The organism is Paenibacillus sp. FSL K6-2441 (genome assembly GCF_037964765.1).
GTDB lineage: Bacteria > Bacillota > Bacilli > Paenibacillales > Paenibacillaceae > Fontibacillus > Fontibacillus phoenicis.
The window spans coordinates 3,708,992-3,726,796 of the sequence record NZ_CP150174.1; the positions used below are offsets into that span (position 1 = coordinate 3,708,992).

At 55.5% G+C, this 17,805-nt stretch carries 11 protein-coding genes, 1 pseudogene and 1 riboswitch; of the genes and pseudogenes, 1 reads left to right on the forward strand and 11 read right to left on the reverse strand.

The genetic code is table 11. From position 1 onward, the window contains the following. Positions 1 to 292: 292 nt before the first annotated feature. Positions 293 to 450, reverse strand: a riboswitch (SAM riboswitch). Between the two features lie 127 nt (positions 451 to 577). The 4 genes from NSQ80_RS17130 to NSQ80_RS17145 form a co-directional block, all read right to left on the reverse strand. Then, complete coding sequence (locus tag NSQ80_RS17130; RefSeq protein ID WP_009224767.1) at positions 578 to 1,294, reverse strand: Cthe_2314 family HEPN domain-containing protein; 717 nt, start codon at positions 1,292 to 1,294, stop codon at positions 578 to 580. 14 nt (positions 1,295 to 1,308) lie between these two features. Continuing rightward, positions 1,309 to 3,075, reverse strand: a complete 1,767-nt coding sequence (locus NSQ80_RS17135) for a UbiD family decarboxylase (RefSeq protein ID WP_339300080.1) — start codon at positions 3,073 to 3,075, stop codon at positions 1,309 to 1,311. Between the two features lie 174 nt (positions 3,076 to 3,249). Then, on the reverse strand, positions 3,250 to 4,245 hold the full coding sequence (locus NSQ80_RS17140) for a heme A synthase (protein WP_323077663.1): 996 nt from the start codon (positions 4,243 to 4,245) through the stop codon (positions 3,250 to 3,252). Between the two features lie 148 nt (positions 4,246 to 4,393). Then, complete coding sequence (locus tag NSQ80_RS17145; RefSeq protein WP_260070548.1) at positions 4,394 to 4,762, reverse strand: thioredoxin family protein; 369 nt, start codon at positions 4,760 to 4,762, stop codon at positions 4,394 to 4,396. Between the two features lie 147 nt (positions 4,763 to 4,909). Between NSQ80_RS17145 and NSQ80_RS17150 the strand changes: the two genes are divergently transcribed. Next, complete coding sequence (locus NSQ80_RS17150) at positions 4,910 to 6,208, forward strand: DUF2515 family protein (protein ID WP_339300083.1); 1,299 nt, start codon at positions 4,910 to 4,912, stop codon at positions 6,206 to 6,208. Positions 6,209 to 6,611: 403 nt separating this feature from the next. Here NSQ80_RS17150 and NSQ80_RS17155 read toward each other — a convergent pair whose 3' ends face one another. The 7 genes and pseudogenes from NSQ80_RS17155 to NSQ80_RS17185 all read right to left on the reverse strand — a co-directional run bounded on the left by NSQ80_RS17155 (position 6,612) and on the right by NSQ80_RS17185 (position 17,752). Then, entirely contained in the window at positions 6,612 to 8,246 is a 1,635-nt protein-coding gene (locus NSQ80_RS17155; RefSeq protein ID WP_339300085.1) for a polysaccharide biosynthesis protein, read from the reverse strand. A gap of 51 nt (positions 8,247 to 8,297) precedes the next feature. Beyond that, entirely contained in the window at positions 8,298 to 8,783 is a 486-nt protein-coding gene (locus tag NSQ80_RS17160) for a DUF456 family protein (protein ID WP_036645012.1), read from the reverse strand. A gap of 10 nt (positions 8,784 to 8,793) precedes the next feature. Further along, entirely contained in the window at positions 8,794 to 9,594 is an 801-nt protein-coding gene (locus NSQ80_RS17165) for a Cof-type HAD-IIB family hydrolase (RefSeq protein ID WP_323079132.1), read from the reverse strand. 115 nt (positions 9,595 to 9,709) lie between these two features. Then, positions 9,710 to 13,533 (reverse strand): annotated as a pseudogene (locus NSQ80_RS17170) (GH32 C-terminal domain-containing protein). A gap of 108 nt (positions 13,534 to 13,641) precedes the next feature. Beyond that, positions 13,642 to 14,532 (reverse strand): ROK family protein, encoded by an 891-nt coding sequence (locus tag NSQ80_RS17175; protein WP_028539809.1) that lies wholly within the window; start codon positions 14,530 to 14,532, stop codon positions 13,642 to 13,644. A 79-nt stretch (positions 14,533 to 14,611) separates the two neighbouring features. Next, the gene (locus NSQ80_RS17180) at positions 14,612 to 16,066 is read right to left on the reverse strand and encodes a glycoside hydrolase family 32 protein (RefSeq protein ID WP_339300087.1); all 1,455 of its coding nucleotides are present in this window, start codon (positions 16,064 to 16,066) and stop codon (positions 14,612 to 14,614) included. A 75-nt stretch (positions 16,067 to 16,141) separates the two neighbouring features. Continuing rightward, on the reverse strand, positions 16,142 to 17,752 hold the full coding sequence (locus NSQ80_RS17185; RefSeq protein WP_339300089.1) for an ABC transporter substrate-binding protein: 1,611 nt from the start codon (positions 17,750 to 17,752) through the stop codon (positions 16,142 to 16,144). Between the last annotated feature and the right edge of the window lie 53 nt (positions 17,753 to 17,805).

Sequence of the window (17,805 nt, forward strand, 5' to 3'; positions counted from 1 at the left end):
GCATGGCGTAAATATAAGAAAAACGTCTATCGACGTACATTCAAAGTAGACAGACCGCGTTTAGCGGAAGTTTGTCTTGCGATATCAGGATGCCAATGCCCCGAAGTTTATACTTTCTGATATCTTAAGAAAAACGTCTATCGACGTACATTCAAAGTAGACAGACCGCGTTTAGCGGAAGTTTGTCTTGCGATATCAGGATGCCAATGCTCCGAAGTTTATACTTTCTGATATCTTAAAGAAAAAGAGCCCTAACAGATTCAAAGGGCTCTCTTTACGTAAAGACAATGCCTTCTCATCTGCCAAAACCGAGTAAATCACATCGGTTTTGAAGGAATTAGCACCATGACATTCCGCCGTGACGAGTGCGCTACATCCTGCAAATCATTTCACGGGCGAATCGGTTGCTGGGCTTCATCGGGCCTTTCCCTCCGCCTCTCTCGATAAGAAATAAAATATGAAATTAAAAGAGTCATTTGCGAGATTACATCGTTGTTAACCTGTCATGTAAAACTATTGATGAGTATAATGAGTTTTGTTCGTTTTGTAAAGAGGAAAAATAAGAATGGCGATCGGGTTAGATCGCCGTAATTTTTTTCCATCTATGATTGATGTAGTCAAAAACCGTGAAATAGGTTTCGCAAACCATTTGGTATCCCTGCTCAAGCTCACGGATATGCTGATCCAAGTCCTCCAGAGCGACCTTTCCGAACAACGCTTGATGCCGTTGCCACAAGTCGTCCTTCATCTCCGAGTTCATGTAGTGAATCTCCGTATTTCTTCGGCGCCGCAACACGCCTAGCGCTTCCCGGTACGTCTCTTTAATCGCGTTCAACCGGTTCCCCAGCTCGGTGTGAGTCTTCAAAGCAGCAAATTGGCGCAGCACGGTAAAATAAGAGAAACGCGACTTCACCTTCGATGTGTTCAAATCAAACAGCTCATTGAGCACCGTCCCGAGCTTGTCCAGCGCCGAGAACACGCGAATGAATCCGTCCTTGTAAAAATACACATATCTTGCATAATCCGCCCGTTCAACCGGATCCATGTCTTCAACGAATTCGGTATGTACCTTTTTGCGAAAAAAGGTGGCGGCATATAAGCATTGTTCGAGCTCATCCAACGAAGTGATCAAGCCGTGCACCCAAATCTCCAGCTTGCGGAAATCATGCGTAGGGTCTTGATGCTCCTTGATTTCCTTCTGCAGCAGCCTCACGGTCTGCGTCATCGCGCTGATCGTTTCGGCCAACCGCCCCTCGTTTTGGCGAGGCGGCTCCCCAAGCAAGCTTCGCAGCATAGGCATTCCCCTTTTCACAGAAAGTAGGATTTCCAACGCTGATCCACCAAGGACACGATATCCTCTTGCGGGAACAGCTCATCCGGATAACCCGGCTTCATGCGGGCATCAATGACCAGCGGCAAACTGTAGGACAGATGATGCTGACGCACCTCGGAAGCCGCGTAAATGTCGCTGGCCGGATTAAACCGCGTAAACACCGTCCACAGGAACGCCGTTTGATCATGGGCCGCCGCTTCGGCGTTATCCACCAATACCACAAGCGGCCAAGCGGTCCCGCGTTCGCGAAGACGGCCCAGCAGACGCTCAGCAAGCTCCGGCTCGTCCTCATAGGATGCACCAGAAACGACAAGACATCCGTCATGAAAAACTTGGATCGCATCGATTTCCGCGATTTCACCTTCTTCGTACGCCCGGGGCAGCTCGCGCATCGGCTCGCCTACGCCGATCAGAATCGCCTTACTGCCGTGGTTCAGCTTATGGCCGGTATAATCCAGCGTATCATGCGAGGTGTTGTTTAGAATGAACAGATCCGTGCGCGGATCAAAACGTTCCAGCACCGTCTTCAGCAGCAGACGGAAATCTGCGAGATCAATCAGCTTGTCCGTCAGCATGAGGAATTTGGTCAGCGAGAGCTGGCCTTCACCCAGAATGCGGAAGGCGGACACCAGCGCTTCGCGGGAATAGCTCTCACGGACGACCGCCGAGCTCAGCGCATGGAACCCGCTCTCCGCATACGTCCATAGCGAGCGCACATTCGGCATTACGATCGGGAAGGCTGGCGACAGCAGCTTTTGCAGGAAATCGCCTAGATAATAATCCTCCTGACGCGGTTTACCGACGATCGTCGCCGGGTAGATAGCATCCTTCCGATGCCACATATGTCCGACGTGCAGCACCGGGAATTCATGCTGCAAGGAATAATATCCAAAGTGGTCGCCGAAGGGACCTTCGAGTCGGCGTTCATGCGGAGGCACCAGCCCAAAGATGGCGAATTCCGATTCGGCCGGAATGCGGTGGCCGCCCAGCGGGTTTTCAGCCATCGGCAGCTTCTCGCCGAGAATGAAGGAAGCGACCAGCATCTCGGACAGATGCTCAGGCACCGGCGAGATCGCCGAGGCGATCATGGCTGGAGGTCCGCCCAGGAACACGGATACCGGCAACGGCTCGCCGCGTTTCTCCGCCTCATGGTAGTGGAACCCTCCGCCTTTTTGGATTTGCCAGTGCACGCCGGTAGTTTGGTCATCATACAATTGGATCCGGTACATCCCCAGATTGTTTTCTTTTGGCTGCAGCGGATTTTCCGTATATACAAGCGGCAGTGTAATAAACGGGCCACCGTCCTTCTGCCAGCTGGTCACCTTCGGCAGGTCCTTCAGCGGCGCTTCCGTTCGGCAGACGTCCAGAATGGGGGCGTCTTTTTTGGATACCGTTCTCATGCCGACCTTCAGTACGTCGCGGATTAGCCCGCGCTCATTCCAAATCGCTTTAGGTGTCGGCGGCAGCAGTTTATGTATCGCGTCAACCAGTTGGTTAGCAAGCTGTTCAGGCCGGGGACCAAAGGCCATCTCCACCCGGCGAGGCGTTCCGAACAGATTCGTTGCCACGGGGAAAGGCGTACCTTTGACATTGGTAAACAGCAAAGCCGGGCCGCCGTCGTCAATGACCCGCCGGTGAATTTCGGCCAACTCCAGGTAAGGATCAACCGGCACATCGATGATCGCCAGGTCGTTTTCTTTTTGCAGTGCATCGATCCATTGACGCAGGTTCTTGTAGCTCATCTCCTGATCCTCCTAAAAGACCGGGTCATCACCCGGTCGTTGCATCACTTTACACTATAGACAAAAGTATACCTTACCTCACACTCCTCGGGAGGCCCTGTCATTCTACAGATTCATGACAATCCCGACGTAATCGCGGAAGTCACGCCGAAGCCGGACGTCAAGAAGTGCCAGTTAAACGGCTTTGTCAGCCGGCGCAGCCTGTGCCTCCTTGGCTGTTCGGCTCAACTGCCAGGTTCGGACGCTTAAATAGCACAAGACCCCAAACAAGGAGGCCAACACGATAATATGGGCCAGCGAAGCGAAGAGATAAACGTGGTAATTGTTTAACGTCAGCGCGATGGTCGCCCCGGTCAACACTTGAACGATCACCAGCACCGTTGCAGCAACGCCCAGCTTGCGGATGTCCGGCAGTTCCGGATGCTTGCGGAAGGCAAAATGGCCAACCGTTGCGATCACGACCAGCAACAGAGCGGCCGCAACCCGGTGAATAAAGGCGATCCCTTCTCCGCCGGATAATCCGGGAATGAGCTGACCGTTACATAGCGGCCAGCCGCTGCATCCGCCCGCCGAGTCCGTATGGCTGACATAGGCACCGAGATAAACGACGATATACGTATAGCCCGTCGCAAACCAGGTCAGATTGCGGAACGCTTTAGACACGCGGGCTGCCGAACCAGATGGGCGCATAGGGTCCTGCGGACGGCGCCCCGCGCTGCGGTCAGCTTGTCCGCGTTCTTCCTCGCGAACGCCTAGAACCAGCATGATCGAGCTGGCGAATGCGATCAACGAGAACCCGAAATGCAGCGCCATAACGGCGGACGACGTAGGGTAAATGACCGCCATCGCTCCCATCACGGCCTGTACCATGACAAAAACTAAGGCCATCAAGGAATACAACTGCAGATCCTTGCGGTTCTTCCGATACATCCAAAACGCGACAAACGCCGCCAAAGAAAACAAACCGGCCGCCCCGCTGACTGCCCGGTGAGAATATTCGATCATGGAAGCGAGCGTATGAGCCGGGACAAACTTCCCGTGACAGAGCGGCCAATCATTGCCGCAGCCGAGTCCTGATTCCGTTTTGGTCACAACGCTGCCCCCAAGCGTCGCCAGGAACATGACAAAACAAGAGGCGTAACTGAGCCATTTTAAAGATTTCGTATGCAAAACGGTTCACACCTTTAAGTTAATCGCTAATCCTTTTCATTATAACCGATCAAGTAACCACTTTCATAGAAAATGTTGAAAAATCGACACCGCCGCAAGGGATTTCCCTGCGGCGGTGTGATGAATATAATGGCGTTTGATTTTTGGATTATAACGTATCCCGGGTTTCCGGCGTGTCATGGAGCGTATGATACACATCCAACGCCTTGTTCAGGAAATCCTCAATTTCCTCACGGGATTTGCGGAGTTTGTTCACGAACCGAACCAGCTCGCGGCCGTCGGTATAGGCGACAAAGCTGGGGATACCGAGAATGTTTTGCTCCTGGCTGACCTCGCCAACTTGGTCCACATCGACCTCAATCAACGTCAGTCGACCTTCGTATTTCGCCTCAACCTCAGGCATAAACGGATCTATGAATTTACAATCCGAGCACCAGTCGGCTTTAAAGACCGCTACGATTAAGTTGCTGGATTGAATGCTGACTTGAAATTCCGCGGGGGACGTAATTTTTTTCATGGATGATCCTTCCTTTCATCAGGATACTTCTAGTCAACCAGAAGCGGGAGTGGAAGTCAATCTTTTTGGACATACTAGATCGTATTATGCCTAGCCGGCCGCCAAATATTCGGACGCTCGATCTAAGGTAGAAGGGAGGCGGAATCCATGGGGGACCACCGCCAAGACAATGGGAAGGCTGTCAACCTGAGAAGATGGATGTCCAGCCTGCCCGCCGCAATCTCAACCATGCTCAAAAACAAAACCGCCGTGCTTTCCGATTCTTCTGAATTGCGGAAAGAGACGGTTGATTTGGGCTGGAACGAAGCGGCCGCCCGTACGGTCATCAGCGAGATCGAGGAGTTGCTGCGGCGCACTGCGGCCGCTCGGACGGCGTCAGCAGGTGAAGATTACAGCGCCGAGGATTTGCAGTTGGCCGAAGCAATCGCTGAGGAAACCCGTTTGGCCGGTGCGAACAACATCAGCCGGACGGCGGCTTATCTCGCCTGCTATCAAGCTTGCCCGGAGCTGCACTGGGCTTTCCTCGCGCATATGGTCTCGCGAAACGCCGGCTGGAACATGACAGACCTGCACAGCAGCCGAATGGCTGATGTGATTGATGCCGAAGAGAAACGGCTCACGTATCGGTTTCTGGAACGTTGCAACGCCCTGATTTTTCAGGACGCTTATCCGCAGCTTAGACTGTACATGATTAGCCGGGAGTTCGGAGCCAGCCGGTTCCACTTGCTGCCGTATTTTCACGTTTCCCGTTTTATGCGGCCGTTTTGGGAGCGGTTTTGGATCGACCGCGGCAGCGCCTTGCTGACCGTCGGACTCATCATCAACGAGCAGAATTATATTGAGAAACGCGTGGTGCGCCATCCTTACTTCCAGAAGCATGTCACGGAAAAAATGAACTTCCGCCTGTTCAGCCTGGCTGGATTAAACCAGGTGGTGTTCCCGCTGAGCGAAGCGGCGGGAGTGGACGGGGCTGCCGGGGGTAAAATGCGCCGCCTTGCGGGGCGCACCGTCTCCGACTTCGGCAGCCTGCAGGCCCGCATCGCGTTAGGCAAGAGCCTGTACGCGATGCTGATGGGCTACCGCACCGTGCGCAGCGGCGCGGAGCGCTTCGCCGCGAGCGTGCCGCACAGCGGCTCGCGGGCGGACTATTGGCCGGAACTGTTCACGGCCAATTTAGAAGAAGCTCTGACCGCCAAGGTACAGGGGTCAGAGCTTCTCGCCCAGGAGACGCTGCCGCCGGGCCAGCGTCTCTACAGCCCCAAGCTGCTCAGCGCTTGGGGCGACACCGCCTACGAGCCAATCTCTAGGGAGGACTGGCTCAAAGACACCCGCGCGCTGGACGACATCAGCGCGCCAAAGGCGCCGTTCCTGTGCGACATCAGCCGCTCGCACAGGAACGGCATCCTCACCACCGCATTTGTGCACGATGCGGTGGAGGAGCATTGACTGACCGGGGTTGAGGTTGAGTTGAACGTCACCCCCGCTCCCGTCTTCGTCTACCCTCCTCCCCCCGAGGGACCTCCCTTGCCAGCTCTTTTTCACCATTATCCCGTATGATCAGGTAACTCAAAAGCAACACAAGTGAATATACATTTTACCCAACGCCCTGCCGCTCACCCCACTGCAACCACATGAGGCATCCCCTCGTACCTTCCACCTTTCCTTAACCAAAGGGATAATCATGCAAAAGCGCTCACGCAGGATACCTTAGTTAGCCGAGCTTTACCCATCAACCTACCGCCCGCCCCTCTGCAACCGCGTGTGGCATCCCCTCGCACTTCTAGCTTTCCTGAGCCAATGGGATAATCGTGCAAAAGCTACATCAAAGCATCCCCGACGTACTTCTTCCTCACTGAACTTGACGATCTCGGCCGCCGTGTTGCAGGCGCATGAGCGGGGAGAGGATTTTGCGGAGGGGGGCTGGGTAGCTAGCCAGCTCGTCCTTCCGGACGACGCGCAGCAGGATGAGCAGCACTGGGTAAAGTGCGACTACTGCCACGCCAACGATACAGCAGGTCAGGAAGAAGGCGACCCGCGCCGGCATCAGGTCCACCATTTGAATTCCGGCCTGGTTCAGGCCGTAGCCGACACCGGACAACACCACGACCGTCACCAGGAAACCGCCCCAGCGGCTGCCCATGAGCGAGAACGGCACGATTTGCTTCATCGCCCGAACGTTCAGCAGCGTGATGACAAAGAAGCAGAGTCCGGTGGCGATAATGATGCCATATATCCCCCAAAACTGCGCAAACACATAGCTGGCCGCCAGCTTCACGAGAATCCCGATGGCCACGTGCACCATCGACAAATTAGCTTTGCCTACCCCAAGCAGAATCGAGTTACTGGTCATCATCGTAATTTGAAAAATCGTCGCATACGTCAGCAACGCCACGATGCTGCTGCCGTCCCGGGTGCTGAACAGCAGCCCGTTCACAGAGTAAGCCGCCGTGCCCAGCGCAAGGATAATCGGCATCCCGCTCAACACTGCGACTCGCATCGCCAGGGTGACCTGACGCTGGAGATGTTCCTGGTCCTTCCGCGCGTATGCGGCGGAGATGATCGGCACCAGCGATTGGCTGAGCGCAATCGCCAGAATCGGCGGAATCCCGGCGATCATCTGCGCCCGGTTGCCGAGGATCCCGAGGATGTAGGTGGCTTGTCCGGAGCCGATTTGCCCGGTCAGCAACGGCTTCAGGATCGAGTTATCGATGAAGTTGACCGCCGGTACCGCCAGCGCGGTTAGCACGATCGGAATCGACAGCTTAAAGATCTCCGCATAGATCCGCTTAAACGGCAGACGACCGGAATCGCCCCGCGGCTTTCCTCGCCCCGCGGCCTGGTCTTTCCGCTGCAGCTTCATGCTGTACACCAACATCACGATCAGTGCGGCAACTCCGCCGAGCACCGCGCCAAACGTCGCGCCGGCCGCGATCTTTTCGCCCGAATAGCCCCAGTGGAACAACACGAACGCCAAAATAATGCCGGCCGCCACCCGCACGATCTGCTCGATGACCTGTGAAACCCCCCCGGCGATCATGATATTCCGACCTTGCAAGTAACCTCGGATCATAGCGATCAGCGGGAACAGCAGCAAGGCCGGCGCCAGGGCACGAATGGCCATCACCGATTCCGGAACGCCGGAAGCTTCCGCATAATAGGGCGCCAAGGCATACAGCAGCACGAACATGACCAAGCCCGCCACACCGGCAAAGAGCAGCGCCGCCTGGTACACGCGCCGCGCCTCCTCCGGCCGGTTCAGCGCGTGCCGCTCCGACACCATTTTGCTCAGCGTACTCGGGATCCCCGCCGTTGCTAAAGTTAACAGCATGAAATACGCCGCATTCGCTTGCGAATACGACGCGTTCCCGATATCTCCAAGGATGTGCTCCAACGGAACGCGCTGGAACAAGCCAAGCACCCTTGCGATCAGCGCGGCTCCCGCCAAAATTAACGTGCCTTTAATAAACGATTCCTTCTTGGACAAAAGCAATTCCTTCTTTCCCGCAATCCATATAAGTGCTAACTAGAATGAAAACTAAAATGCAACGATCCAAATGATAAACACGATGATCATCACCAGCTGTAAAATCACCTTGACCACCATGCTGCTAAACAAGCCAACGACGGAACCAATGCCCACTTTAAACGATTTGGTGAGCGACTCGCCCTTAATCAATTCCCCGATCATTGCACCCAGCAACGGCCCTAGTACCAGACCAAAAGCCGGAATAACAAACGGACCGATGATAATGCCGATCGTGCTAAGCCAGACGGACAGCTTGCTGCCGCCGAATTTTTTGACGCCCCAAGCCCCGACCGCATAATCCGCCACCATCAGCGCGACCACGATCAACGTTTGTAGAATCCAGAAGAAGGGGCCAAACGACTCAAACGAGAAAAACCATCCGTACACAAAAAAGGCAAAATATATGGCGAGCACCCCAGGCAATACGGGATACACCGCTCCGGCCATCCCCACGGCAAACAGGGCAATCACCAAAATCCAGCCAATCACGGACAGCGCCATTTTCTCACACCCCTGTCAAAATATAATCCCGAATAATCCAGGCAATGCCATCTTCATTATTCGACGTGGTCACGACATCGGCCTTCTCCTTCACGGCCTCCTGGGCGTTCCCCATCGCAACCCCCAGACCCGCGGCTTCAATCGCAGCCAAGTCATTTAAGCTGTCTCCGATCGCGACGACTTCGGACATCTCCAGCCCAAGCAGCCCGCACACCGTCTGTATGCCGCTGGCCTTGCTGATCCCTTTCGGATTGATCTCCAAGTTGTGCGGCGAGGAATTCGTGATTTCAAGGCCGCCCATCGCTTGCAGCTCCCGCAATATCTCTCCCCTCACCTCATCATCCTCGGTAAAATAGCCAAACTTCATCCAATGATTCTGTTCCAACAATTCCGGTTGCCAGTTCCCTTCGTTATAATTGCCTTCCACGGCGTAGGCCCAGAACCAGACATTCTTTTCCCGGGAAATGTCGTACATTCGCGAAACGAGCGATCGATCAAGCAGCACCCGACGATACAGCTCATGCGGCGACTTCCAAACCTCGCTTCCATTCACCGTAATCATTGGCGTCCCAAGGTCAAGCTGATCGCCATACGGAACCGCCTCCCGGTAACCGCGTCCCGTTGACAAGCAGACATGAACCCCGGCAGCCGCCGCTTTCCGAATCCAACGTTCTGTCTCCGGCGAGATTTGCAGATCGTCGTTCAGCAAAGTTCCATCCATATCGAGCGCTAACAGTTTATATTTCAACAACAGACAGCTCCCCCCATCCGCAAGTTTCTGACTCTCTAAACAGCATACCGCCATTTTACCATAATCCCGGAAACCCAACAAAAAGAGCTCCCAAGCAGAAGAAAATTCTCCGCTAATTGGGAACCCTTAATTAACCAATCCGGAAGCTATAACTATAAAAACCGAAGCATCACGGAGCACCGACATCGACCACTTGCCATTTTTGCCGGTCCAGCGCCGGATCCGGTTCGTTCAAGTACAAGGAGCCGCTGTCCGCCGAAGCTTCAAGCGCTTGCTGGTTGTGAAGCGACAGAATGGCTACCGTGCCGTCGCCATTGTCGCGAAGCAGCCAGCGCTGATTGTCGTAGCCGAGATAATCGTACAGCTGGAGTTTGTTTTGCCCGGTATCGAGGTCCAAAGCTTTGCCTCCCGCGGCGGTGCGAATCGAATAGGAGCCCAACTCGTCTCCGGTCGGCACCATAACCCAAGTCCGGGAGGACGCCTCCCCATCCCCGGCCGGGAGCAGCGCGACCGGTTCGCCGTTTTCCGCTTTCGCTGCATACAGCGACGTGTTCGCGCCGGCGTTAACGAAGCTTGTCTTCCGCAGCTTGGCCTGCTCCACCCGGCTGACGTTGACGTTTTGGTAATACGCCGCGCCGCCAAAGACGTGAAGGCCGAAATGCCCTTCCGCAAACGTTCCGTCGGTAAGGTCAATGATCCCTGCACCATCCACGGAAATCCGGATACGCGGCCCGTCCGCTTCGATAACGATGGCGTATTTCTTTCCCTGCTGGATGAATGCCGGCACGTTGGCCAGCACCTGGCGGTCGGCAAATGCGCCATCGATTTTGTAAAACAAGCGGAAGGCTTTCATATTCGGATCGATATTAAAATAGTACCCGCTGCGCCCGTCCCGGCTCGCCCGGAATAGAACTGAGCCCGCTCCGCCCTTTTCGTCCAGCGTCATTTCGGCCTCATATACAAAATCCCCGGCCGTCTCCTCCGCCACATAGTGAGCGTCGCTCCAGTAGCTGCCGCGGATGCCCCGCTCCGTCGCCACCCAGGAGGATGCCGCCAAATCAGGAGCCCAGCCGATCAGATTCGTATGGAACTCCCCGGCAAACACCTTCACCGGTACGCTGGCCGACGCTTTCCCGTTCGGAGTGGAGGCGGTAATCACCGCCTCTCCTTGGCCGGCCGCGCGAATCACCGCCTGCCGCTGATCGAACGAGGTGATGGCCACGACTTGCGGATCGCTCGTCTCCCAGCGGATCGGCTGATTTTGGTTGACGTCCGAACCGCCGCTGCACCCGCCTTTCACGCCGCCGTTCACCGCCGCATACAAGGTCCGGGTGTCCCCCAGCCCCATTTGCTGCGGGCTCGTGTCCATCACGATGGAGGTTTGGCTCTCCGCCGCCTTGTTCCATACGTTTGTTAGTGCGTGCACTTTCAAGGAAACCACGTTCACCTCTCCACCTACAGTAAAAAGGCTCATTTCACGGTGCGCAGGATCGGGAAAAATCACCTCCGAAAATACTACGCGGCCATCCCCTCCGAATACCTCCAGCGAGGAATCGTCCACGTAAATCCGCAGCTTCACGCGCCGGTTGTCCGGCTGAAGCGGCGCCTGATGAAGCGTGCTGAACCGGTCGGAGAAGCCGGTGTCGCCGGAAAGGGAGCGATCCACGTAAATCTCGTTCTCTTTTGTTTTGTACCCGACGACCGTCCGCTTTCCGGCTCCCTCCCGGAGGCGGAAACCAAATTCGCTCACATTGCTGGCCTGGGGAATTTCAATTTCGGCTTCAATTTCATAGGCTCCGGAGGACACGCCTTTCAGTAAATTCTCCCTATCCGCTTGGACGAGGCGGTCCGACGCCGCAAACAGCAGCTGGCCGCGCAGCGATTCCAGCTCACGGATCGGCGCCTGTGCCAGGCGGATTCCCTCGTTCGTCTTCTGCAGCGTTAACTCGCGCGGAATGCTTAGAACCCCCTTCCAACCCTCGGTCGGAAAAGCAAACGGGTAATCCCAGTTCGTCATCCAGGCCAGCATTACCCTGCGTCCATCCGGCATACCGGCAAAAGACATAGAGGCGTAGTACTCTTTTCCGTAATCGGTCGCCAGCACCTTGCCGGCAGGGTTGTCGTTAACGAACTTGCCTTCGGGAGTAAGCTCCCCAATAAAATACTCCGCCGACGAACCCTGCGTATTCGGGTTGGCACCCGTACTGATCATGAGCACCCATTTTTTCTTGACCGTACCGTCCACAGCCAGTTGGAACAAATCGGGGCACTCCCACACGCCGCCGCGGACATAAGCCCCGTATCCGAAGTTGTCGGTCAGCGTCCAGTCGATCAGGTTGGTCGAAGTGAAAAAGCGGATATGGTCGCCGCCGGACACAACCATAACCCAGCGGTTATGTTCTTCGTCCCGCACGACCTTGGGATCGCGAAAATCCCATCCTCCCGGATCGTCCCCCTGCTTGCCCGGATTTTCGATCACGATCGGGCGCTCTGCGGCGTACTCCCAGGTGCGGCCGCGATCCTTGCTGTACGCCAGCCCAATGCGCTGGTTGCCGTTCGGGCGGTCCGGATTATAGGAAGTATAATAAGCAAGCAGGCCTTTGCCCCCGGAATCCGCGAACAAGCCGGAGGCATTGTGGAGATCGGCGACGGCCGAACCCGACCAGACATGGCCCAAATCGTTCCAGGGCAAAGCGATGGGCAAGCGCTTCCATTGAACGAGATCGGTGCTGACCGCGTGCGCCCAAGTTCCGCCATCCTGATGAAACAGATGGTATTCCCCTTCGTAATAGACCAGTCCGTTCGGATCGCTTGCCGACCCGCGGGCGGGCGAATAATGGTAGTCGGGGCGGTATTTTTCCGTATAATAATCATTGGCCGCAGTCAAATAGACGTCCTGAAAATATGCCGCTCCCCCGGATACCGCAAATCCCGCGTGACCGTCCGCATAACTATTGTCAACGGCATCCACAGCCGGTTCGGTGTATCCGTCCACATAGACCTGAATCCGGCTCCCGAGCGCATGGATTTCCAGATGGTGCCTTGCTTTGGAAGCTGACGGGTAAGCACGTTCCGAGGCCGCGATGACGCGGCCGTCCGCTTTTCTCAGCTCCGCCCAAACCTGGCCGCCGTCTTTTCGCAAAGCCGCCTCGTATCCGTCCCCTGCTCGTTCGCTCTGAACCGCAAACCAGCATCCCCCTGATCGGCGGCAAAAGACACGTTTCCTTCCAGCACGAGATCCCGTTCATAACCCTCATATATCCGCAGAGCCCGCCGGGAACCGTCCGCCGTTCCCAGCTCCCCCCGCAGGTCCGGCTGCCAAGCTCCCGAACTCGCGATCGCCGCGCCTAAATTGCTGTTCAGTTCGCTGACCTTCACGTTCTGAAACAGCGCGGAACCGTCCCAAACGTTCAGGCCCAAATACCCGGAAGCGTAAGCCTCATCATGCACGTCAATTAACGGTTCATAGCGGTCTCCCCAATACACCTGAAGTCGGCTTCCTTCGGCCTTGACCTTTAGATGATAGATTTCTCCCTCGGCCAAATCCACCCGCCTTTCTTCCCGCAGCTTGCCTTCTCCGCTCGCGTCCTTTAGCCGGATCAACCCCGCGTTCAGCACGAGTTGAAGCATGTAGGAGGACCAACCGTCCTGATTGGAGCGGAATACCAACGTGGCGTCCGCCTGCCTCTCCGTTACCATGACGTCGGCTTCATAGATAAAATCGGCCGCCCGGGTTTCCGTCAGGGCCATCACGTTCTCCCTCGGCTCCGAGACGAGCAGAAGCCCCTGCTCCACCGTCTCCATTCGGCCTTTTCCCTCGATTCGCCAGCCAGTCAAATTCGTCTCTAATTTGGTTGCGCTTTCAAAAATTGCGTTAGCCTCCTTTCCCGTTTCCGTCTCCGCACCTGCCGCCCGGACTATCCCTGCATCAAGCCCGGCAAAAATAAGTGCGGAGGACAAAAGGATGGATAATACGGATTTTCCTTTACCCATGATACACCCTCTTTTCCTGTAAGAGATACATACTTGTTTTGGCTTCCGGCGCAGGAGGCCATGGATCACGGCCACCGCCTCCCTCCGGCACGCTTTCTTCGCTTGCACTTAAGAAGAAAGAAGCGGCCCGGTTAACGCCTTCAGCCCCAATGCCAAAGCGCCGCAAAGCCCTGCTTGCTGCCCAAGGCCGGGAGGCACGATATACTCCTCCAAGCGCTCCAAAATCTCGCCGGCGTTTAAGTATCCGTTCAGATTTCGGCGCACCGCCTCCCGGATCAACGGGAACAGTTGGGGCTGCTGCATGACCCCGCCGCCCAGGATGACCTTTTCCGGCGAGACCAAGAGCATCGCCCCCGTAATCGACTGGGCAAGATAAAACGCCTCAATTTCCCAAGCGGGATGATTCCCTGACAGCTCATACCCTTTGGTTTTCCAGCGGGCTTCGATCGCCGGCCCCGCCGCCATGCCTTCCAGGCAATCGCCGTGATACGGGCAGCGGCCCGCGAAATCATCGCCCGGGTGCCGCCTTACCGGCACATGGCCGCCCTCCGGATGAACCAGCCCATGCACCAGCCGGCCTTCCAGATAGACGCCGATCCCAACGCCCGTTCCCACCGTATAATACAGGCAGCTGTTCAGGCCCCGGGCGGCCCCCCACGCCGCTTCCCCCAGCGCGGCCGCGTTCACGTCGGTATCCCAGCCCAAGGGGACCGAGAATTCGCGGCGCAGCGCGCCGAGGAAATCGAACCGGCTCCAACCGGGTTTCGGCGTTGTGGTCACATAGCCGTAGGTGGGGCTGTCTTGCCGAAGATCGATGGGGCCAAATGACCCGACCCCAATCGCCTCCACCCGTTTGTCCTTCAAATAAGCAATCGCTTTGCCAAGCGTAATCTCCGGACTTTCTGTTGGAAAACTGATGCTGTCCTCAATCACACCATACTCATCCCCAATGCCGCAGACGAATTTTGTCCCGCCAGCCTCAATTGCTCCTATGCGCATTGTCGTTGTCTCCTTTTTTGATACAGTACTAAGGTGGTCCCGCATCTTGTATATTTCATCGGCCTCATTTAACGACCGCTTATGGTGCAAGCTCATAAATCGTCAGCAACTTCAGAACAAATTCCGTTTCCGCCGCCAGAGATATGCCGGTGGCCTCCGGTCCAGGGAAGATCAGATCGGTAATGACCGCCTCCCCGGCATTGGCAAACACTTCGACGGAGGCTCGGTCCACGAAAATGCGCAGCTCGAGCTTTTCCCCTGCGGAATGCAGCTTGGCTGAGTGTACGCCGCGGAATTGCTCGTGGAACTCATGCTGCCCCGACTTCGTGCGGTCTACATAGACCTCACCGGAAGCCGCGTTCACGCCGACAACCGTCTCCTGGCCATCCCCCGCTCTGACCTTAAAGGCAAAGGACGCGCCGGGTGCAGCTTCTGCAACCAGTTCGAAGCTGTCCAGCCGCAAGGAACGCAGTGCGACTTCCACTTCCCCGGCAGCGACATTCGCCAGGCTGAGCACCGTTCGGCGCACACGCTCCAGTTCTCGAACTGGTCTCTGCGTTAGAACGGTCGTTCCGTTACGGGATTCTAACGCAAGTTCCCGCGGTACCGTCATCGCGCCTCGAAATGATTCCGTCGGTGTCAGCTGTGCATACTTCCAGTTGCTCATCCAGCCAATCAGCAACCGTCTGCCATCCTCTGCTGGAATATCGGACCAACTAACGCCCGCGTAATTATCCCGGCCATGGTCCAGCCAGCGGACATTCCGCGAGTCTTCGTCGGGCGTGAATGTCACGCCGTCGAAATCCCCGGTAAAATACTGCGTTCTCGACCCTTCCGCATAAGCTGGATGATCGCCCACGCTGACCAGCATCACCCACTTGGTTCTGGAAGGAACGCCGTCCACCGCCAGCGGGAACAAATCAGGGCACTCCCAAACCGCTTCGTGGAAGCCGAACCCCTGCCCGAATTCACTGCCTAATGTCCAGTTTTTCAAGTCGGGCGAATGATACAGGCCCACCGTCTGTCCGCATGCGACGATCATAATCCAGCACTGGGTGTCTTCATGCCAGAACACCTTGGGATCGCGGAAATCGACGCAGCGATCATGTCTCAGCACCGGATTTCCCGCATATTTCGTCCATGTTCTGCCTTTGTCCGTGCTGTAGGCCAGACTTTGTGTCTGCACGGGCGGTTTTCCTTCCATTTCGAGATGATGGGTGAAGATTGCGACCAGCCCCGGCCCCTCCTCAAAAAAGCCGGTCGTATTGCGCCAATCCACCACCGCACTTCCCGAGAAAATCGTTCCGTTCTCATCGGGGAAGAGCGCAATATCAAGCTCCTCCCAATGTACCAGGTCTTTGCTTACTGCATGGCCCCAATGCATCGGCCCGTGGGTCGTTCCGTAAGGATGATACTGAAAGAATAGATGGTATTCTCCAGCAAAATAAACCAATCCATTCGGATCATTCATCCATTTTTCCTTCGGCGAGAAATGATACCTTCCCCTGTAGTTTTGCTTGGCGATTGTCAACATTCCAGCGTCTCTCCTTCTATCCCTTAATGAAATCTTTTTTTCTATCAAGGAAATTCTCAATCACTTCTCCAATTACTACTTCGTTGCCCGGTCATAGCCGTCTTGTTTAATTTTGAGCCACTCCTGCAGTCCCAAACGATCCAGCTCCTGCAAATAACTGCTCCACTCCTCATCGATTTTGCCGTTTTGGTACCATTCAGTGCGCTTTCTCAGCACATAGGCGAAGAGGTCTGTCTCAATCGTCGTCAAGCGTTCCAGTTCATCGATTGAATGGAACACATTGGGCATCGCCTGCTCCGACTTCATATGTGGTGCCATAACCTCCTTGACGATTCGCATTCTTTCCTTGGCGTCATCTGGTACGGTGGTATATTTGCCAAAATAGCTGTCCAGGATCGCCAGCGGGCCACCGACGCTCGTTTTTTCGCGCAGTTCGACCGGAGCGGTTCCGTTTAGCGGTAAATGCTTCAGGCTGTTGCTTGCTTCGTCATACTCAAAGATATTTTGCTGTGTCTCGTCACCGTAAGTGCCCCAGTTGTTCTGTACAGATTGGATCGGTTCGTACATCTGATCCACCCATTTGGCCGTCGCCTCCAGGTTTTGATTAGCGCTCGTAATGACCATCCGGCCGCGGTGAAAGCCCAGCGCATTCGTTTGAGCCACATTGATTTCACCGCTCGGCCCGGCTAATGGCGGCATAACCTCGTAGCTGTCATTAGCGCCCGTGATATTGCTCTTATCCCAGGTGAAGTACAAGCCGTATCTATGGTCCTTGCCTTTAGCCAGATACGTGCTCCAGTCTTGCGTGTACGCTTCGACATCGATGAGTCCTTCTTTGTACAGCTCGTTGATATATTTCACGGCGTTTTTGTAGCCTTCTTCCGCTGGCGTAAATACGACCTTCCCTTCGTTCGTCACCACCGCGTGATCGGGATTTTCACCCAGGCCAAACGCGGCGAACAGAAACACCAAATCCTCGGCTCCCGGCTTATTGATAAAGGAGAGCGGAATTTCGTCAGCCTGCCCGTTTCCGTTCGGATCCTGGGTTTTGAAGGCGATCAGCACCTGCTTCAATTCCTCCGTCGTTCTCGGCATTTCCAGGCCCAGCTTGTTCAGCCACTCCACATTGATCCACGGAACGGCATCGACAGCCTGAATTCGCTCCTTGCCCGTGCCGAGCTCCTCGATCCACGGAAAAGCGTAAATGTTACCATCCGGCGCGGTGATCATCGCCTTGTATTCTGGCGCTTCGTCCAGTACCTTTCTGAAATTCGGCATATGTTGCTCGATCAGATCGTTCAAGGGGATAATCGCTCCGTCCTTGGCCAGCTTGAGCAGCTCATAATCGCTGTAGCCAGCGTCGAAAATTGCGTCGGGAAGATCGCCGCTGGCCATGGCGAGATTTCTTTTTTCCACGAACACGTCCTTGGTGAAGTTCTTCCAATTGATATGGACGTTCGTTTTTTCCTCCAGCCGCTTGAAAATCAGCTTGTCGTTAGGATTTGCGGGCGCCAGTGGCGAGCTTTGCGTCATCATGTTCAGCGTGATTTTTCCGCTCGGATCCGGCTCCTTGTCGGCTGAACCTGCACTTTTCCCATTGCCGCAGGCGGACAGCAGCAGAGCGGATGCAAGCACGGATAAGGATATGGCTTTGCACGTGAGTTTCAAATTTTGGCTTTTTTTCATTGTCTTTAACCTCCCGGATTTGTGCTTTAGGCAATGCTTTTATGTGCAGCCGG

What these genes read in the sequence shown, in the direction of transcription:
- NSQ80_RS17130 (WP_009224767.1), bottom strand. Translation starts at nt 1,294, where the DNA reads ATGCTGCGAAGCTTGCTTGGGGAGCCGCCTCGCCAAAACGAGGGGCGG.
- NSQ80_RS17135 (WP_339300080.1), bottom strand. Translation starts at nt 3,075, where the DNA reads ATGAGCTACAAGAACCTGCGTCAATGGATCGATGCACTGCAAAAAGAA.
- NSQ80_RS17145 (WP_260070548.1), bottom strand. Translation starts at nt 4,762, where the DNA reads ATGAAAAAAATTACGTCCCCCGCGGAATTTCAAGTCAGCATTCAATCC.
- NSQ80_RS17150 (WP_339300083.1), top strand. Translation starts at nt 4,910, where the DNA reads ATGGGGGACCACCGCCAAGACAATGGGAAGGCTGTCAACCTGAGAAGA.
- NSQ80_RS17165 (WP_323079132.1), bottom strand. Translation starts at nt 9,594, where the DNA reads ATGGCGGTATGCTGTTTAGAGAGTCAGAAACTTGCGGATGGGGGGAGC.
- NSQ80_RS17175 (WP_028539809.1), bottom strand. Translation starts at nt 14,532, where the DNA reads ATGCGCATAGGAGCAATTGAGGCTGGCGGGACAAAATTCGTCTGCGGC.
- NSQ80_RS17180 (WP_339300087.1), bottom strand. Translation starts at nt 16,066, where the DNA reads ATGTTGACAATCGCCAAGCAAAACTACAGGGGAAGGTATCATTTCTCG.
- NSQ80_RS17185 (WP_339300089.1), bottom strand. Translation starts at nt 17,752, where the DNA reads ATGAAAAAAAGCCAAAATTTGAAACTCACGTGCAAAGCCATATCCTTA.